14 protein-coding genes are annotated in these 16,802 nt (G+C 72.2%); 4 read left to right on the top strand and 10 right to left on the bottom strand.

Translation table 11 applies throughout. From position 1 onward, the window contains the following. Window positions 1-5: 5 nt before the first annotated feature. Together ACF07B_RS17985 and ACF07B_RS17990 are read left to right on the top strand one after the other, a co-directional pair. Complete coding sequence (locus ACF07B_RS17985; RefSeq protein WP_392179597.1) at window positions 6-2,540, top strand: MFS transporter; 2,535 nt, start codon at window positions 6-8, stop codon at window positions 2,538-2,540. 94 nt (window positions 2,541-2,634) lie between these two features. Then, on the top strand, window positions 2,635-3,456 hold the full coding sequence (locus tag ACF07B_RS17990; protein WP_392179598.1) for a YceI family protein: 822 nt from the start codon (window positions 2,635-2,637) through the stop codon (window positions 3,454-3,456). Window positions 3,457-3,463: 7 nt separating this feature from the next. Here the strand turns inward: ACF07B_RS17990 and ACF07B_RS17995 are convergent, their stop codons facing one another. Next, window positions 3,464-4,186 carry an ANTAR domain-containing protein gene (locus ACF07B_RS17995; protein ID WP_392179880.1) on the bottom strand — a complete coding sequence of 241 codons (723 nt, stop codon included), beginning with the start codon at window positions 4,184-4,186 and terminating at the stop codon, window positions 3,464-3,466. Between the two features lie 154 nt (window positions 4,187-4,340). Between ACF07B_RS17995 and ACF07B_RS18000 the strand changes: the two genes are divergently transcribed. Continuing rightward, window positions 4,341-4,811 carry a PPOX class F420-dependent oxidoreductase gene (locus ACF07B_RS18000; RefSeq protein WP_392179599.1) on the top strand — a complete coding sequence of 157 codons (471 nt, stop codon included), beginning with the start codon at window positions 4,341-4,343 and terminating at the stop codon, window positions 4,809-4,811. Between the two features lie 337 nt (window positions 4,812-5,148). Here the strand turns inward: ACF07B_RS18000 and ACF07B_RS18005 are convergent, their stop codons facing one another. The 9 genes from ACF07B_RS18005 to ACF07B_RS18045 all read right to left on the bottom strand — a co-directional run bounded on the left by ACF07B_RS18005 (window position 5,149) and on the right by ACF07B_RS18045 (window position 14,943). Further along, window positions 5,149-5,922 carry a TetR/AcrR family transcriptional regulator gene (locus ACF07B_RS18005; RefSeq protein ID WP_392179600.1) on the bottom strand — a complete coding sequence of 258 codons (774 nt, stop codon included), beginning with the start codon at window positions 5,920-5,922 and terminating at the stop codon, window positions 5,149-5,151. A gap of 99 nt (window positions 5,923-6,021) precedes the next feature. Continuing rightward, on the bottom strand, window positions 6,022-6,249 hold the full coding sequence (locus ACF07B_RS18010) for a hypothetical protein (protein WP_392179601.1): 228 nt from the start codon (window positions 6,247-6,249) through the stop codon (window positions 6,022-6,024). A 46-nt stretch (window positions 6,250-6,295) separates the two neighbouring features. Further along, window positions 6,296-8,578 carry an ArnT family glycosyltransferase gene (locus ACF07B_RS18015; protein WP_392179602.1) on the bottom strand — a complete coding sequence of 761 codons (2,283 nt, stop codon included), beginning with the start codon at window positions 8,576-8,578 and terminating at the stop codon, window positions 6,296-6,298. After that, a complete protein-coding gene (locus tag ACF07B_RS18020; protein WP_392179603.1) occupies window positions 8,575-10,059 on the bottom strand; it encodes a glycosyltransferase in 1,485 nt (494 codons plus the stop codon). Before ACF07B_RS18020 ends, ACF07B_RS18015 begins: the two co-directional genes overlap by 4 nt. A gap of 14 nt (window positions 10,060-10,073) precedes the next feature. After that, the gene (locus ACF07B_RS18025; RefSeq protein WP_392179604.1) at window positions 10,074-11,720 is read right to left on the bottom strand and encodes a sensor histidine kinase; all 1,647 of its coding nucleotides are present in this window, start codon (window positions 11,718-11,720) and stop codon (window positions 10,074-10,076) included. Continuing rightward, complete coding sequence (locus ACF07B_RS18030) at window positions 11,717-12,457, bottom strand: response regulator transcription factor (RefSeq protein ID WP_329300553.1); 741 nt, start codon at window positions 12,455-12,457, stop codon at window positions 11,717-11,719. The genes ACF07B_RS18025 and ACF07B_RS18030 overlap by 4 nt, the downstream gene beginning before the upstream one ends. Window positions 12,458-12,566: 109 nt before the next feature. After that, on the bottom strand, window positions 12,567-13,490 hold the full coding sequence (locus ACF07B_RS18035; protein ID WP_369482964.1) for an amidohydrolase family protein: 924 nt from the start codon (window positions 13,488-13,490) through the stop codon (window positions 12,567-12,569). Then, complete coding sequence (locus ACF07B_RS18040; protein WP_369482965.1) at window positions 13,483-13,833, bottom strand: antibiotic biosynthesis monooxygenase; 351 nt, start codon at window positions 13,831-13,833, stop codon at window positions 13,483-13,485. Before ACF07B_RS18040 ends, ACF07B_RS18035 begins: the two co-directional genes overlap by 8 nt. A gap of 219 nt (window positions 13,834-14,052) precedes the next feature. Then, window positions 14,053-14,943 carry a DUF2797 domain-containing protein gene (locus ACF07B_RS18045; protein WP_369482966.1) on the bottom strand — a complete coding sequence of 297 codons (891 nt, stop codon included), beginning with the start codon at window positions 14,941-14,943 and terminating at the stop codon, window positions 14,053-14,055. A gap of 346 nt (window positions 14,944-15,289) precedes the next feature. On the opposite strand from ACF07B_RS18045, the gene ACF07B_RS18050 reads away from it, so the two are divergent. Then, window positions 15,290-16,759: a helix-turn-helix domain-containing protein gene (locus tag ACF07B_RS18050; protein ID WP_392179605.1), complete on the top strand. Its 1,470-nt coding sequence runs from the start codon at window positions 15,290-15,292 to the stop codon at window positions 16,757-16,759. The last annotated feature ends 43 nt before the right edge of the window (window positions 16,760-16,802 follow it).

A 16,802-nucleotide genomic window follows, 5' to 3' on the forward strand; every position in this document is an offset into this window, starting at 1 on the left:
ACCCCATGGCAACGACCACACCATCCGGTGTGCGGGGCTCTCACGCCAAGCACGGAGCCGCCGACGGCGCTCCGATGACGCACCGGCAGATCATGGAGGCGCTCTCCGGGCTGCTGCTCGGCATGTTCGTCGCGATCCTGTCGTCGACGATCGTCACCAACGCGCTCCCCGAGATCATCGGAGACCTGGGCGGCGGCCAGTCCGCCTACACCTGGGTCGTCACGGCCTCACTGCTGGCCATGACCGCGACGACGCCCCTGTGGGGCAAGCTCTCCGATCTGTACAGCAAGAAGGCGCTCGTACAGATAGCCCTCATCATCTACGTGCTGGGATCGGCCGCGGCCGGACTGTCCCAGAACCCCGGCATGCTCATCGCCTGCCGCGTGGTCCAGGGCATCGGCGTCGGCGGTCTGTCCGCCCTGGCGCAGATCGTGATGGCCGCGATGATCTCCCCGCGCGAGCGCGGTCGCTACTCCGGCTACCTGGGCGCGACGTTCGCCGTCGCAACCGTCGGCGGTCCGCTGCTCGGCGGTGTCATCACCGACACGAGCTGGCTCGGCTGGCGCTGGTGCTTCTACGTCGGTGTGCCGTTCGCGGTCATCGCGCTGATCGTGCTCCAGAAGACCCTGCACCTGCCCGTCGTGAAGCGGGACGTGAAGGTCGACTGGGCCGGCGCGTTCTTCATCTCCGCCGCGGTCTCGCTGCTGCTCCTGTGGGTCACCTTCGCGGGTGACAAGTACGACTGGATCTCGTGGCAGACGTACGCGATGGTCGCCGGCGCGATCGTCCTCGGTGCGCTGTTCGTGCTGGTCGAGTCCAGGGCGAGCGAGCCGATCATCCCGCTGCGGCTGTTCCGCAACCGCACCATCACCCTCTCCTCCCTCGCGTCGCTGTTCGTCGGTGTCGCGATGTTCACCGGAACCGTGTTCTTCAGCCAGTACTTCCAGCTGGCGCGGGACAAGTCCCCGACGATGTCGGGTGTCATGACGATCCCGATGATCGGCGGCCTGTTCATCTCCTCCACGGTCTCCGGCCAGGTCATCACCAAGACCGGACGGTGGAAGTACTGGCTGGTCAGCGGCGGCTTCCTGGTCACCGCGGGCCTCGGCCTGCTCGGCACGATCCGCTACGACACGGCCTACTGGCACATCGCGATCTTCATGGCGCTGCTGGGCCTCGGTGTCGGCATGATGATGCAGAACCTGGTGCTCTCCACGCAGAACCAGGTGGCGCCGTCGGACCTGGGCTCGGCGAGCTCCACGGTGACCTTCTTCCGTTCCCTCGGCGGTGCGATCGGCGTCTCCGCGCTCGGCGCGGTCATGGCCAACCGGATCACCGACTACGTGAAGGACGGGCTGACCGACCTCGGCCCCAAGTACGCGGCCCTGGGCTCGGGTTCGGACTCCAGCTCCAGCATCCCGGACATGGACAAGCTGCCCGCGCCGCTGCGCACCGTGATGGAGAGCGCGTACGGCCACGGCATCGCGGACGTCTTCATGATCGCGGCCGCCATGGCACTGATCGCCTTCCTCATCGTGCTGTTCATCAAGGAGGTCCCGCTGCGGACGTCCGGCGCACTGGCGCAGGCCGCCGCCGAGAAGTCCGGGGAACCGGTCACCGAGGCGCCCGTCGCCGAGGCCGTCGAGGCCGCGGCCACCGCCGCCCTCGCCCCGGCCGTCAACACCACCGAGGCCGCCTTCGAGACCGCCCCCGAGGGCACACAGCGGCTCGCCTCCGTCGCCACCGCGACGAAGGAGGGCACCCCCCGGCCCGCGTCCGGCGGCATCAGGGTGCACGGCCAGGTCCGCGGCACCGAGAGCGCGCCCGTGCCGCAGGCCGCGGTCACGCTGATCTCACCCGCGGGACGCCAGCTCGGCCGCTCGGTCGCCCAGGCGGACGGCTCGTACGCCCTCGACGCGCCCGGTGTCGGCTCGTACGTCCTGATCGCCTCCGCCGACGGCTTCCAGCCGCAGGCCTCGACGATCGTCGTGAACGACGAGCCGCTCGCGTACGACATCCTGCTGAGCGGCACCAGCGGGCTGAGCGGTGTCGTCCGGGCCCGCGAGGGCGCGTCCCCGGTCAGGGACGCGATGGTCGTCGTGACCGACGTCCGCGGCGATGTGCTGGCCACCGGAACCACCGGTGAGCAGGGCGAGTTCGCCTTCGCCGAGCTGGTGCCCGGCGTCGTGACGGTCGCGGTGAACGCCGCCGGCCACCGGCCGCGGGCGCTGCCCGTCGAGGTCGGCGGCACCGGGGTCACCCGGATCGAGGTCGACCTCGACGCGGGATCCCAGCTCCAGGGAGTCGTACGGGCGCCGCACGGCCCGATGTCGGACGCCCGCGTGACGCTGGTGGACGCGGCCGGAAACGTGGTCGGCACGGCCAGGACTGGCAGCGACGGCGCATACGCCTTCACCGATCTGGACGGCGGCGAGTACACCGTCATCGCGGCGGGCTACCCGCCGGTGGCGACCGCGCTGACCGTCGGCGGCCGTGGAGTGGACGACCACGACATCGAACTCGCCCACCCCGGCGAGTAGTCCGAGCCCCGGCCCGTGGGGACGCGCGCACTCCGAGCGGAGGTGCGCCCCCCACGGGCCGGTTTTCATTGGTTCATCGCAAGGAGTTACTGCCATGGGACTGACCGCGAAGATCCGTACCCGGGACGGATGGGCCGTCTCGCACGCGGTCGTCACGGTGACCGACTCGACCGGTACGCAGGTGCTGCGGGCCGAGGCGGACACCGACGGGGCCGTGCACGACACCACGAGCCTCGCGCCGGGCGCCTACACGGTGATCGTGACCGCGCTCGGGTACGCGCCCGTCGCCTCGGGCGCCATCGTCACGGCGGCCGGCCGCGCCGAGGTCGGCCAGGTGACACTGGCCCGCCGGGGCGGCACCGAACTGCCCCCGCCGGGACCGTGGACCATCGACCCGGCGCACTCCTCCGTCGGCGTCGTCGCCCGGCACCTGGGCATCTCCAGCGTGCACGGCCGCTTCACGGACTTCTCGGGACGCATCGACATCGCCCCCGGCGACGTGACCGCCTCCCGCGTCGAGGCGACGATCACGGCCGCCTCCATCGACACCGGCAACGGCACGCGCGACGGACATCTGCGGTCGCCGGACTTCCTGGACACCGAGAAGCACCCGCTGATCACCTACCGCTCGACGGGCCTGACACCGGCCGGCCCCGACCGCTGGACCGTGCACGGCGAACTCACCCTGCACGGTGTCGTCCGGCCCGTCGACCTCGACCTCGCGCACCTCGGCACCGGCGCCGACCCCTGGGGCGGCACCCGCGCCGCGTTCCGCGCGCGAGCCGAACTGCACCGCGAGGACTTCGCGCTCCACTACAACCAGATCGTCCAGGCGGGCATCTCCGCCATCGGTACGACCCTGAGGGTGGAACTCGACATCCAGGCCGTGCGGGGCGAGTCGCTGCCGGCCGTCTGAGCCCGGCTCAGTCGCCCTCGCTGGCGTCGACGATCCGCCGGGCCAGGTCACGGAGCTTGACGTTCTCCCGCTGGGAGGTGCGCACGAGGCTGGCGAACGCCTCGGAGGCGTCGATGTCGAGCCGCTCCATGAGGATGCCCGTGGCCTGCCCGATCAGATCCCGGGTGCGCATGGCCTCGGTGAGCTGCTCGCGCAGGGTGGCCGAGTCCAGCGCGATGCCGACGTGCGCGGTGAACAGCCGCCCTAGGCGGGTGGCCGACTCGTCGAAGGCGCGGGGCGCCCGCGCGTACGCCGTCAGGACGGTCAGCCGGCGCCGGTCGGCACGCAGCCGCAGCGACAGCACCGACCGCAGTCCGAGGCCCGACAGCGCGAGATCCCCGTCCGCCACGGCGCTGTCCTCGATCCGGGCCACCGGCGCCGTCCACAGCCGGTTCCAGTACGGGTGATGCTCGTGGCCCGCGTTCAGGGCGTCGGCGGAGCGGACGACCTCGTCCGTCCAGGCCAGCGTCTGCCGGTGGGCCTTGGGCTCGATGACGGAGATACCGGCGTACTCGGCACCTGGCAGGATGCGCACGGCCAGCCGGACGGCGGTGCGCAGGGTGGCATGGGGACTCGATGTCTCGTGCAACTGCTGCGCGGCGGCCGTGAGGCCTTCGGCCAGTTCAAAACCCGTATCAGAACGAGACAATTCGGAAAATTCAGACGCAGCCACCACGAACCTCTTCGGCATGCACGGCCACACGGCCATGCGCAGGAGAGCTCCGCAGCACATTCCCGACTGCGAGCACAGGACGAAGAGCACTTTAGCCGCTTCGATGAGGTCCGGTGCCGCCCACCGGCCGAGCCCGCGGGTGATCGCGGGGCACGCGGCCTACGCTGGTCGCATGGCACCTCACATCGCGACGAACACCTCTGTCTCCCTGGACGAGTTGCTGGACTTCGTACGCCCCCGCCACCGGGCCGTCCTGCTCACCCGCCGTAGCGACGGCGGCCCCCAGGGCTCCCCGCTGACCTGTGGCGTCGACGACGCGGGCCGCATCGTCGTCTCGACGTACCCCGAGCGGGCCAAGACGCGCAACGCCCAGCGGGACGAGCGGGTCAGCCTGATCATCCTCAGCGACGAGTGGAACGGGCCCTGGGTCCAGATCGACGGTACCGCCGAGGTGATCGACTCCCCGGACTCCGTCGAGCCCCTGGTCGAGTACTACCGGAACATCGCCGGTGAGCACCCCGACTGGGACGAGTACCGCGAGGCCATGCGCCGCCAGGCCAAGTCGATCATCCGCGTCACCCCCACCCGCTGGGGCCCGGTGGCCACAGGCGGCTTCCCACCCCACCTGGCCCCGCAGGACTAGGGCGCTTCTTCCGCCCCTTCCGTCCCGCCCTGGGGCTCCGCCCCAGACCCCGCTCCTCAAACGCCGGAGGGGCTGAATCTTGCCCCGCGGCCAAAGGAGCTGCCCGGACGGACTGGATCTCGCACCCGCAGCCGGGAGCGCGCGGGAGGGGCCGTGCCGGTACATCGGATGCCCGTCGCTTACGTCCGGATCGAGCAGCGGCTCCCCGGAAGACTCACGTCTGATCCAACGGCGACGGGCGGATGTACCGGCACGGCCCCGACCCCCCACCGAACCGAGACCCGCAGACGCCGGCGCGGCGACCCAGCACCTGCGAACGCCGGCGCAGCGCCACCGTTCAGCCCCGGGCCACCATCGTCTCGATCCCCGCGATCAGCAGCTCCAGCGCGAACCCGAAGTCCCGCTCCCGCATCTCCGACACGGTGTCCCCGCCACGCGCCTGCATGATCTCCTCCGCGCCGGCGAAGTGCGCGGCGTACTGCGGCTCTTCGCCGATGGTGCTCATGGCCTGCCGGAAGTACTCGTCCTGCGACATCCCCGCCGAGACGCACCGCTGCACGAAGTGGCCCTCGATCGTCCCGAACCCGTACACGAACTGGAACACCGCGGACATCGCCCCCATCTGCCCGTGCGCCGGCATCCCGGTGTTCCGGATCACCTGCTGCACACGCGCCGAGAACGCCATGGAGCTCGGCCCGATGTTCAGGAAGTTGCCGATCAGCGTCGACACCCACGGGTGGCGCACCAGCAGCTCCCGGTACCCCACCGCCAGCGACCGCAGCTGATCACGCCAGCCTTCGTCCGACTCGGCGTCCGGCAGCTCCAGTTCACCGAACACGGCGTCGAGCGCGAGCTCCAGCAGGTCGTCCTTGGTGTCGACGTACCAGTACACGGACATCGCGGTGACGTTCAGCTCGGCCGCGAGCCGGCGCATCGAGAACCTGGCCAGACCTTCCGCGTCCAGCAACCGCACCGTGGCCGCGGTGATCCGCTCCCGGTCGAGCCCGGACGGCTGGCCACCGCCCCGGGCGGCCCCGCCGCGGGGGGCCCTGTCCTCCAGCCAGACGCTGGTCCGCGCCGGTCGCTTCGCCCTGTCGGCTGCCCTCACCATGGCGCTCCTTCCCCGGAACTCCCCGGACCACCCTCTCGATGATGCTAAGCGGGCACTTCGGGGACGTGCCCCGCACTCCGGCCGAAACCCGGCCGCCCCTCACACGGGGACCGCCACCGCGGAGTCCGCCCTCTCCGCCCTCCTCAGCAACGCCGCCGCCAGGAGTCCGCCGAGCCGCACCGCGACGGCGCCCACGAGTTGGCCGGTCTCCGGTCCCGACGAGAACGCCTCGCCGATCCGCTCCCGCTCTCCGGCCGACCGGGCGGAGGCGAGCGCGGCGCGCGGGACGAAAGAGCAGTGGCCCGGAGCGCACTCGCTCCGGACCACCGCTCCCCGCACGCCGGGCCCGGTACTGACCGGCCGGCTCCGCCGGTCAGCTGCCGCCGGCCGGCTGGGTCAGGTCGTAGAAGGTGGCCGAACCCACCGTCACCTTCTTGAAGTTGGCCGTGACCCACGAGCTGATCTGCGAGGAGGTGGAGGCCGTGCCGGAGTTTCCGCCTCCGCCCATGCCTCCGCCCATGCCGCCGCCCGAGATGAAGTAGTGGATCCTGCCGTCCGTCACGTACTTCTTGAACTGGGCCAGCGTCGGGGACGGGTCGGTGCCGTTGAAGCCGCCGATCGCCATCACCGGCTTCCCGGTGCCCAGTTGGTAGCTCGCGGAGTTCTGGGAACCGATCGCGGCGGCCGCCCAGGTGTAGTCCCCCGCGTTCTTCGACAGCAGCGCCTTGGCCGCGGAGCTGACGGACGCGCCGTTCAGCAGCCCGCCGGCACCGCCGCCACCGCCGGGCATACCGCCCTCACCCGTACCGCCGCCGGGCATGCCGCCCTGCTGGTTCCGGCCGTTGCCGTTGCCCTGCTGGTTCCGGCCGGGGAATCCGCCGGTGCCACCCGTCGGGGGCTGCCCGGTGCCACCGCCGGGCATGCCCTGCTGCCCGTTCAGCATGCCGCCGTTGCCGTTCTGCTGGTTCTGGCCGCCGCCGGGGAACCCGCCCCGCATGCCACCGCCGCCACCGGGACCGCCGCCCATGCCCGCCCCGGCCGGACCGGCCGTCACGATGGAACCGGTGTGCCCGGTGTTCACCGTGGAGAGCGTGTACGCCGTCGGGCCCGCGAGCGCCGCCACGAAGCTCAGCCCGGCGGCCGCGAGGGCGAGCCGCCTGCCCAGCCGGGCCGCGAAGATCAGCCCGAGCGCGCCGGTCAGACCGCCGACGAGGACCAGCCACTTGAGCCACGGCAGATAGTCGGAGGTGCGGTTGAGAAGGACGTAGCCCCAGACCGCGGTCGCGGTGACCGATCCGGCGAGGGTGAGCGCCGCCCACACCTTGCCCCGCTCCTCCCACAGCGCCGTCGCGCCCATGCCGACCACGGCGGCGATGTAGGGGGCCAGCGCCACCGTGTAGTACTGGTGGAAGATGCCGGCCATGTAGCTGAAGACCAGCGCGGTCATCAGCAGCGCGCCGCCCCAGGCGAGGAAGGAGGCACGGGCCAGGTCGGTCCGCCTCGCCTTCCGGGTGAGGACGAGGCCGCCCACGAGCAGGATCAGGGCCGCCGGGAGCAGCCAGGAGATCTGGCCGCCGATCTCGGAGTTGAACATGCGGTTCCAGCCGGTCTCGCCCCACATCCCGGTGCCGCCACCGCCGCCACCGCCTCCGACACTGCCGGTCTCGTCGCCGTTGATGCGGCCGAGGCCGTTGTAGCCGAAGGTCAGCTCCAGGAAGGAGTTGTTCTGCGAGCCGCCGATGTACGGGCGGGAGGACGCGGGCCACAGCTCGACGATCGCGACCCACCAGCCGCCGGCGACCACCATCGCGGCCGCCGAGAGGCCCAGCTGCGCGAACCGCTTCCGGACCGTCACCGGCGCGCAGACCGCGTACAGCACGGCCAGCGGCGGCAGGATCAGGAAGGCCTGGAGCGTCTTGGCGAGGAAGGCGAGGCCGACCGCGACGCCCGCCCACAGGAGCCACTTCGTGCGCCCGTCCTCCAGGCCGCGGATCACGCAGTAGACCGTGACGGTCATGAGCAGCGCGAGCATCGCGTCCGGGTTGTTGAACCGGAACATCAGCGCGGCGACCGGCGTGAGCGCGAGCACCGCGCCGGCGATCAGACCCGCCGCGGCGCCGAACCGGCGCCGTACGGCCGCGTACAGGACGCCGACCGTGGCCACGCCCATCAGCACCTCGGGAACGAGGATCGCCCAGGAGCTGAGACCGAAGATCCGTACCGACAGGGCCATCGGCCACAGCGAGGCCGGGGGCTTGTCGACGGTGATGGCGTTGGCCGAGTCGAGCGAGCCGAAGAAGAAGGCCTTCCAGCTCTGGCTGCCGGCCTGCACGGCCGCGGAGTAGAAGGAGTTGGCGTACCCGGAGGCGCTCAGGCCGTACAGGTAGAGCACCGCGGTGGCGAGCAGCAGACCGAGGAGGGCGGGACGCGCCCGGCGCGGGTCCTCGGGCCGCCCTCTCCAGACCCGGCGCAGGAACGGCTGCCGGGGCTCACCGGCTCCGGGAGCGCCCGCGGGCGGGACGTGCTCCGGGGGTGGTGCCGAGGCGGGCGGCCCCCAGGCGTGACCGGAGGTGCCGGCCCCGCCGCCGGTGTGCGGCTCGATGCTCGTACCGGCACTGGTACCGGTACCGGCGCTCATGTCGGGCTGTGTCGTCATCGCGCGTTCCTCGGGTCGTGATCGTGCGGGCGCACGGCCTGCAACTGCATGGTCGAATCCCGCCAGGAGCGGTCCGCGGCCTCGTCGGCGCGGTACGGGGCGGTGTCGTACGGGGACGGGGGAGCCGTCGGACGCTGGGGCGGCGGCGGATACGCGTTCCCGGCCTGCCGTGCGGCCGTCGGGTGGAGCGGTGGGACCGGCTGGTGCGAGGCCACCACCGGGGACGGTGACGGCGTTCCGCCCCGCCGGTCGGGGAAGACCCAGGCGCGGAAGAGCAGGAAGCGCAGCACGGTCGCCGCGAGGTTGGCGGCGATGAGCACCGCGAGTTCGGTGGAGTGGGCGGGGTCGCTCGTCGCGGCCGCGAGGGCGGCGAGGGAGCCGCTGGTCAGGGCGAGCCCGATACCGAAGACGACCAGGCCCTGCGCCTGGTGCCGGACGGCGCCGCCCCGGCCCCGTACGCCGAAGGTGAGGCGCCGGTTCGCCGCCGTGTTGGCGACCGCCGACACGAGCAGCGCGAGCGCGTTGGCGACCTGCGCGCCGGAGACGGAACGGAAGCCGCTGTAGAGCAGCAGGTAGAACAGGGTGGACAGGCCGCCCACGACGCAGAAGCCGACGAGCTGGCGGGCCAGGCCCTTGGGGACGTCGGTCAGTTCGCGGTCGCGCGGGTCGTCCCCGAAGGGCCGGGCGAGCCGGTCGAGCGACAGCGAGCCGGTGGCCAGAGCGCGTCCCACCCGCCAGACGCCCTTCAGGTCGTCCGTCGCCGTCTTCACGATGTGGACGGTCGAGTCCGGGTCGTCGACCCAGTCGACGGGCACCTCGTGGATGCGCAGCCCGGCCCGCTCGGCCAGCACCAGCATCTCGGTGTCGAAGAACCAGCCGGTGTCCTCGATGAGCGGCAGCAGGACCTGGGCGACATCACGGCGGATCGCCTTGAAGCCGCACTGCGCGTCGGAGAAACGGGCCTGGAGCGAGCCGCGCAGGATCAGGTTGTAGGCGCGGCTGATGAACTCCCGCTTGGCCCCGCGCACCACACGGGAGGAGCGGGACAGCCGCGAGCCGATCGCGAGGTCCGAATGACCGGAGATCAGCGGGGCCACCAGCGGCAGGAGCGCGTTCAGATCGGTGGACAGATCCACGTCCATGTACGCGAGGACCGGAGCGTCGGACGCCGACCACACGGTCCGCAGCGCCCGGCCGCGGCCCTTCTGCTCCAGCCGGAAGGCGGTGACCTCCGGGATCTGGGCCGCCAGCCGGGCCGCCACCAGCGGGGTGCTGTCCGTGGACGCGTTGTCCGCCACCGTGATGCGGAACGCGTACGGGAACGTGCGCCTGAGGTGGTCGTGCAGTCTGAGCACGCATGGCTGGAGGTCCTTCTCCTCGTTGTAGACGGGGATCACGACGTCCAGGACAGGCGTACCCGCGTCTGTGGCCGGGAGGTGCTCCCGCGCCGGCAGGTTGCCGGGAGAAGGTTCGGTTCGCATGGGAACGACCTTCGTCAAGCCCCCTGTTGCACCCATGTGCCGGCGCTGTGCTGTACCTGTGAGTGCTGTTGCCAGGACGTTTCCGCGGCGAGCGCGGGCAGGTGCAGGGTGAACACGGTCCTGCCGGGCACGCTGTCCACGGTCACGGCGCCCCCGTGCGCGGCCGCGACGGCCTGCACGATGGCGAGCCCCAGACCGGTCGAACCGGAGACGCGCGAGCGTGACGAGTCGCCTCGCGCGAACCGCTCGAAGACGCGCGGCAGCAGATCGGGCGGGATGCCGGGGCCGTCGTCCTGGACGTCCACGCACAGCCACGGCCCGTGCCGGTGGACCCGCGCGGTGACGGTCGTCCCCGGTGGGGTGTGCGTGCGGGCGTTGGCGAAGAGGTTGACCATGACCTGCTGGAGGCGCGCGGCGTCCGCCGACACCAGCGCGGGCTCCTCGGGCAGTTCGAGCCGCCAGTTGTGGCTGCGCCCGGCGGCCCGCGCGTCGCTCACGGCATCGATCACCAGGGGGACGAGGTCGGTCTGCTCGTGCTGGAGCGGCCGCCCGGCGTCGAGCCGCGCGAGCAGCAGCAGATCCTCCACGAGCAGGGTCATACGCCCGGCCTCGGACTCGATCCGCCCGAGCGCGTGCCGGGTGTCGGGCCCGGTCTCCTCCCGGCCGCGTCTGGTCAGCTCGGCGTACCCGCGGATGGAGGCCAGCGGGGTGCGCAGTTCATGACTGGCGTCCGCGACGAACTGCCGTACGCGCATCTCGCTCTGCTGGCGCGCGTGCAGCGCGCCGTGGATGTGGTCGAGCATGCGGTTGAGCGCCGCCCCGACCTGTCCGACCTCGGTGTGCGGATCGGACTCGGACTCCGGGACCCGCTCGTAGAGCGTGACCTCGCCGGTGTGCAGGGGGAGTTCGGAGACGCGGGTGGCGGTCGCGGCGACCTTGCGCAGCGGGCGCAGGGCGAGGCCGACGATCACGCTGCCCGCGATACCGGCGGCGACGAGTCCGGCGCCGGTGATGCTCGCCTCGACGAGGATCAGGGTGTTGATGGTGTTCGTGACGGACGCGGTGGGCAGGGCGACGTAGAAGCTGCCATGACCGCCGGTCACGTACATGACGTAGTACTCGCCCAGGCCCGGGATGTCCGTGGCGTGCGGGTCGCCGTCCTTGGAGACGGAGGCGAGCGCGTCCTTCTGCGCGGCGTTGAGCGCGACGGGCTTCATCCGCTGGAAGCCGACGGTGCTGCTGGACTGCTCCGCGGCGACGACCGCCTCGTCGACTCCCCCGTCGGTGCCGAGTTCGGCCGCTATGGTCTTCGTCTGCGTCCCGCCCATGGTGACGAAGTTCTTGAGCCTGTCCTCGCCGGAGGCGCCGAGGGCGGAAGCCGGCAGCCCGTCGCCGTTCGGCTTGCCGGGAGTCTGGCTCCCGTCGCCCGGATTCACGCCCCGCACGTCGCCGGGAGGACCCGAGAGCCGCCGGCCCGCGTCGGTGACCTGCGTTTCCAACTGCTTGTACAGATGCTGGTCCAGCGCGATGGTCGTGACCGTGCCGATCATGGCGCAGACCACGGCGATGAGCGCGACCGCCGAGACGACGAGCCGCGTCCGCAGGGTGCGCGGCTGTCGTGCTCGCCTCTTCTGCGCCCGCGGCCGTCGCCGTCCGCTCATGACGTGGCGGGCTTGATCAGATATCCGGCCCCACGCCGGGTGTGGATCATCGGCTCGCGCCCGGCGTCGATCTTCCGCCGCAGATACGAGATGTAGAGCTCGACCACATTGGCCTGGCCACCGAAGTCGTACGACCACACACGGTCGAGGATCTGTGCCTTGCTCAGCACCCGGCGCGGGTTGCGCATCAGGAAGCGCAGCAGCTCGAACTCGGTCGCGGTGAGGTGGATGTTGTCCCCGCCGCGCGACACCTCGTGGCTGTCCTCGTCCAGGGCGAGGTCCCCGACGACGAGCACGGACTCGGACCGACGGTCGGCCGCGCCGGAACGCCGGATGAGACCGCGCAGCCGGGCCACGACCTCCTCCAGGCTGAACGGCTTGGTGACATAGTCGTCGCCGCCGGCGGTGAGCCCCGCGATGCGGTCCTCGACCGCGTCCTTCGCGGTCAGGAACAGCACCGGGACATCGGGCTGCTCCCGGCGGAGCCGGCCGAGCACCGCCAGGCCGTCCATGTCGGGCAGCATCATGTCGAGCACCACGGCGTCGGGCCGGAACTCGCGCGCGGTCTGCACCGCGCCCGTCCCGTCACCCGCGCTGCGGATCTGCCATCCCTCGTAGCGAAGGGCCATGGACAGCAGCTCGGTGATCGACAGCTCGTCGTCCACCACCAGCACTCGGACGGGGCTCCCGTCCGGCCTCAGCAGTTCGGTGCGCCCCTGGGGCGAGGTCGTGGTCATAGCGGACACCTTGCTGGGCCCCGCTGAGAGCATCCTTTCGGCAACCTGTGATTTCCCTGAGAAACGCACAGGTACCTCTCAGGAAACTCCTGGGTGGGCCCCGCCGGTGTCAGCGGAGGCCGAAGAGGCGGGCACCGTTGTCGTGGCAGACCGCCCGCAGCCAGTCGTCCCCCAGACCGAGGCGTTCCAGCGCGTGCAGCTGATGGACGTACGGGTACGGGATGTTCGGGAAGTCCGTGCCGAGGAGCACCCGGTCCCCGAGGTCCACGAGCCGGGGCAGGAGGCCTGGCGGGAACGGCGCGAGCCGCTCGCTGAAGTCGGTGAACGCCATGGTCGTGTCGAGCCGCACCTCGTCGTGGCGCTCGGCGAGGCCGAGGAAGTCCTCGTACTCGGGCATCCCCATGTGCGCGAAGACGAACCGCAGCCGGGGGTGCCGGCGCAGGACGGCGGCGGCCGGTGCCGGGCCGGTGTGCTTGCCGGGGGAGGGCCCCGATCCGCAGTGGATCACCACGGGGACTCCCGCTTCGGCGAGCAGTCCCCAGGCGGGGTCGAGGAGTTCGTCGGCCGGGTCGTACGCCCCCACCTGCACGTGCGCCTTGAACACGCGCGTGCCCGCCTCCACCGCCTCGCGCACGTACCGCTCGACGCCCGGTTCGGGAAAGAGAGTCGACGTGTGCAGACAGTCCGGGGTCCGGCGGGCGAAGTCGACCGCCCAGGAGTTGAGCCACTCGGCCATGCCGGCCTTGTGCGGGTAGAGCATCGCCGTGAAGGCGCGCACCCCGAACTCCCGTATCAGCGCCAGCCGTTCGTCCTCGTCCGCGCGATAGGCGATCGGCCACCGAATGCCGCCGGTGAGCTCGCCGAGTCCGTCGAAGTAGTCCCACACCTTGCGCAGCACCCGCTCGGGCATGAAGTGCGTGTGGACGTCGACGAGTCCGGGCAGCCCGAGTCCCTCCCAGAAGCTCCGCACGTCCCGCGCCTCGTCGCGCACGTCCCCGGGTTCCTCGCCCGGCGTGCCCTCCCGGTCAGCCATCGGCGCGCTCGAACCCGTGGCTCCGCTCGACCTTGGCGATGTGCAGGGTGTAGCGCTCGTACCAGTCGGCCCGGCCGCGCCGCTGTGCCACCCGGTGCTCGGCCTGCGCGCCCCACTCCTTGATGGCGTCCTCGTCCCGGAAGTACCCGACGGTGATGGCCAGTCCGCCCGGTGTGCGCGCGAAATCCATCCCCAGATAGCCCGGGATCCGTTGCACCAGCTCCTCCATGCGCTCGGCGGTCTCCCCGTACCCGGCGTCCTCCTCCTTCCGTACGGAGGTGAACACGGCGACGTAGTAGGGGGGCTCATGGGCTGCGACGGGAACGGGAGAGTGATCGCTCATGTCCGACACTTTCCTGGCGGGCGTCCCCTGTCGTCCAGCACCTTTCCGAACGGGAGCCGAAAGGGATCGAAGTCTTGACCATTCCGGCCGTCGGCCCGCCCCGCCGTCACCGGCCGCCGCGCTCCCCTCTTCCCGTCCTCCCCTCGGCCCCTGTCACCGTCCCCCGTCCCCCGTCCCCGCCCTCCAGCCCCGGTCCCGTGTCCCCTTCCCCCTGTCCCCTCAGAAGAGGCCGTCCTGAACACCGCTGTCCGTCGCGGGCAACTGCCTTACGGGAAAGGTGATTCCGGAGTCCTGGTCCCCGTCCGGGCCGCCGGCGCCGGTCAGGTCCCACCCCGTCATCAGCCGGGTGTCGAGGACGACGACTCCGCGCCCGGTGAGGAGATGGAGATCGGGACCCGCCGCGGCACGCAGCTCTCCGCCGGCCGAACCCCCCGCGGCCAGCTCGCGCACGACCCCCCGCGCGGGCGGGAGCCCGGCGAGCGCGAACAGGTCCGTGTGGTCCACGGGCTCGAAGGGGGCCCGCCGGAGCGACTCCGGCCAGCCGTCGAGATCCCCGGCACGCTCGTGCAGCTCCCGGATCTCGGCGACGCGCTCCCCGGCCGCCGGCAGAGCCGCCCGCACCGCCCGCTTGTCGGCGTACGGAATCCGGTCCGGCACCCCGAGCGCGGCCCGCAGCAGTTCCTCGGCCCGGCGCGCGGCCATCAGCGGCCCCTGCCCCAGCCAGCTGAAGGTGACGGCGCCCTGCTCCAGAAGGCGGGTGGAACCCCGCTCGACCCGTGTGATCCCCACCTTGACCAGGCCGGGCCCGAACCACGCGAGATACACGCGGTACGGCCGCGGATCATCGGCCAGCGTGTCGGCGGCCACCGAGTGCGCCCGGTCCAGCCGCGCGCACTCCTCGCACCGCGCCCCCGTACCGCGCGGCGACACGGCGGCCCGCACGGGACACGCGTTCCCCCGCGCCCCCACGCAGGTCCGCACACCCCCGTCCACGACACCGAACGCGATCCGCCGCCCCGGGACCAGCGGACTCGTACGCCCCCCGCCCCACACCAGCACGGGACCGTCCCCCGACCACCGCAACCCCGAACACGTCCACACCCGCTCCACACGACGACAGTAGAGCCCCTCACTGACAAGCGCCCTGACCAGCGGGGGTTCACTCACGGGACGCACGGGACCGCCGGACGCCCCGTCGAGGGTGCGTCCGGCCATGGGTGTCCGGTGGACGGGTGGGTGGTCTGGGCGCGGCTCCCCTGAACATGCCGGCAGGTGGGGCCGTACCGCTGGGGGCAGCACCAAGAGCGTCGGCGGCCCCGGGGGACCGGGGCAACGACTGCCGTCCGGTCCTCAGCAGTGGAACCATCCCAGGGCTGTTGACGTGCTGAGACAAGGATGCCCCGGGATGCCGTTCCGTGACGGGACGGACCGATACGAGCGGAGGTGGGCACGGGCCATGGCCGCGGCCGACGACGACGTGACGAGGTTCGCGGACCGGCTGGGACGCCTCAAGGCCCGCACGGACCGCAGCTACGCGGCTCTCGCCCGGCGCCTGGGCATGAACGCCTCCACGCTGCACCGTTATTGCGCGGGCGAGGCGGTGCCGCTGGACTTCGCCGTGGTGGAAAGGTTCGCCGCGTTGTGCGGAGCCTCGGCCCAGGAGCGCGGGGAGTTGCACCGGCTGTGGATCCTGGCGGTCGCGCAGCGGCGCCGGCCCCGCCCGTCCGCCCCCCACCCGCAAACACCCGCGGACGACGAACCGGGCGTCCCGGAGGGCGGATCGGAGAACGGATCAGGCGTCCCGGAGGGCGGATCGGAGGGCGGTGCGCGGGACAGCGCGCAGGGCGGCTCCGGCGGCGGCGCGGACTCGCACGGGACCCCGGAGCAGGGGAACACACCCGTCGGGAACACCCCCGTACACCTCGCGTCCCCCGCACCCGATCCCCTCACGGCACCCGTACCCGCACCGGACACGGCGGCCCCGCGGCCCAGGCCGGACGGGCCGAACCCGCAGGACGCGCCGAACGGATCGGACACACCGGACGCGCCGCCCGCGGCGAACGCCGTGCCCGGAGCGGACGTCCTGCCCGTGGCCGGGGCCGAACGGCCCTCCCGCGCCTGGTACCGGCGGCGTCCGGCCGTCGTGTTGCTCCTGACCGCCGCGGGGCTCCTGGCCTTCGCGGCGTTGCCGGGGTTCCCGCAGCTCCCGACCCAGGGTCCGCCCGACGGGGCCTCACCGCGCGGCGGTCCGGCGGCGTCCCCCACCGGCTCCCCGGCCCGGCCCTCCGCCCAGGCCGTGCCCTTCACCTGGACCGTGAACTCCCATGTCTGGGAAGGGCACTGCGGCCACGACTACGTCATCGGCAAACCTCCGCGCCAGGTCCCCCCGCCGCCGTCCGCCGAGGACGCCGAGGTGTGGGCGAACGCCCAGGACGCGGTGCACGGCGGGGAGACGATCGTGCGGGTGTCGGTGCGGGGGCGCAGCTCGGCGGCCGTCGTCCTGGAGGCCCTGCACGTCCGGGTCGTGCGCCGCGCCGCGCCCCCGGGCGACGGAGCCTTCGTCTACGACACGGCCCTGGGCTGCGGCGCTGGCCTGACACCCCAGTCCTTCGCGGTGCGTCTCGACGCGCACACCCCCGTCCCCCGGGCCGTGTCCGGGAGCAGCGGGGACCAGACCCTGCCGGCGAGGCGCCTGCCGTACCGGGTCTCCGTGGAGGACCCGGAGGTGCTGCTGGTCAAGGCGCGGACCAAGCACTGCGCGTGCGACTGGTACCTCGATCTCGACTGGTCCTCTCGGGGCCGCACCGGCACCGTCCGGATCGACGACCACGGCCGTCCCTTCCGCACCGCGGGTATCGCCGGGCTCCCGCACTACTCGTACGCCGAATCGACCCGGCGATGGGTCCCGGGCTCCACGCACGACTGAGCCCGGCCTTCTCCACCCCGTCCGGACCCGTGTTCACGGAAGG

The sequence above is a fragment of the Streptomyces sp. NPDC015532 genome, from assembly GCF_043078065.1.
Taxonomy (GTDB): Bacteria; Actinomycetota; Actinomycetes; order Streptomycetales; family Streptomycetaceae; genus Streptomyces.

What these genes read in the sequence shown, in the direction of transcription:
- ACF07B_RS17985 (WP_392179597.1), top strand. Translation starts at nt 6, where the DNA reads ATGGCAACGACCACACCATCCGGTGTGCGGGGCTCTCACGCCAAGCAC.
- ACF07B_RS17990 (WP_392179598.1), top strand. Translation starts at nt 2,635, where the DNA reads ATGGGACTGACCGCGAAGATCCGTACCCGGGACGGATGGGCCGTCTCG.
- ACF07B_RS17995 (WP_392179880.1), bottom strand. Translation starts at nt 4,186, where the DNA reads ATGCCGAAGAGGTTCGTGGTGGCTGCGTCTGAATTTTCCGAATTGTCT.
- ACF07B_RS18000 (WP_392179599.1), top strand. Translation starts at nt 4,341, where the DNA reads ATGGCACCTCACATCGCGACGAACACCTCTGTCTCCCTGGACGAGTTG.
- ACF07B_RS18005 (WP_392179600.1), bottom strand. Translation starts at nt 5,922, where the DNA reads ATGGTGAGGGCAGCCGACAGGGCGAAGCGACCGGCGCGGACCAGCGTC.
- ACF07B_RS18015 (WP_392179602.1), bottom strand. Translation starts at nt 8,578, where the DNA reads ATGACGACACAGCCCGACATGAGCGCCGGTACCGGTACCAGTGCCGGT.
- ACF07B_RS18020 (WP_392179603.1), bottom strand. Translation starts at nt 10,059, where the DNA reads ATGCGAACCGAACCTTCTCCCGGCAACCTGCCGGCGCGGGAGCACCTC.
- ACF07B_RS18025 (WP_392179604.1), bottom strand. Translation starts at nt 11,720, where the DNA reads ATGAGCGGACGGCGACGGCCGCGGGCGCAGAAGAGGCGAGCACGACAG.
- ACF07B_RS18030 (WP_329300553.1), bottom strand. Translation starts at nt 12,457, where the DNA reads ATGACCACGACCTCGCCCCAGGGGCGCACCGAACTGCTGAGGCCGGAC.
- ACF07B_RS18035 (WP_369482964.1), bottom strand. Translation starts at nt 13,490, where the DNA reads ATGGCTGACCGGGAGGGCACGCCGGGCGAGGAACCCGGGGACGTGCGC.
- ACF07B_RS18040 (WP_369482965.1), bottom strand. Translation starts at nt 13,833, where the DNA reads ATGAGCGATCACTCTCCCGTTCCCGTCGCAGCCCATGAGCCCCCCTAC.
- ACF07B_RS18050 (WP_392179605.1), top strand. Translation starts at nt 15,290, where the DNA reads ATGGCCGCGGCCGACGACGACGTGACGAGGTTCGCGGACCGGCTGGGA.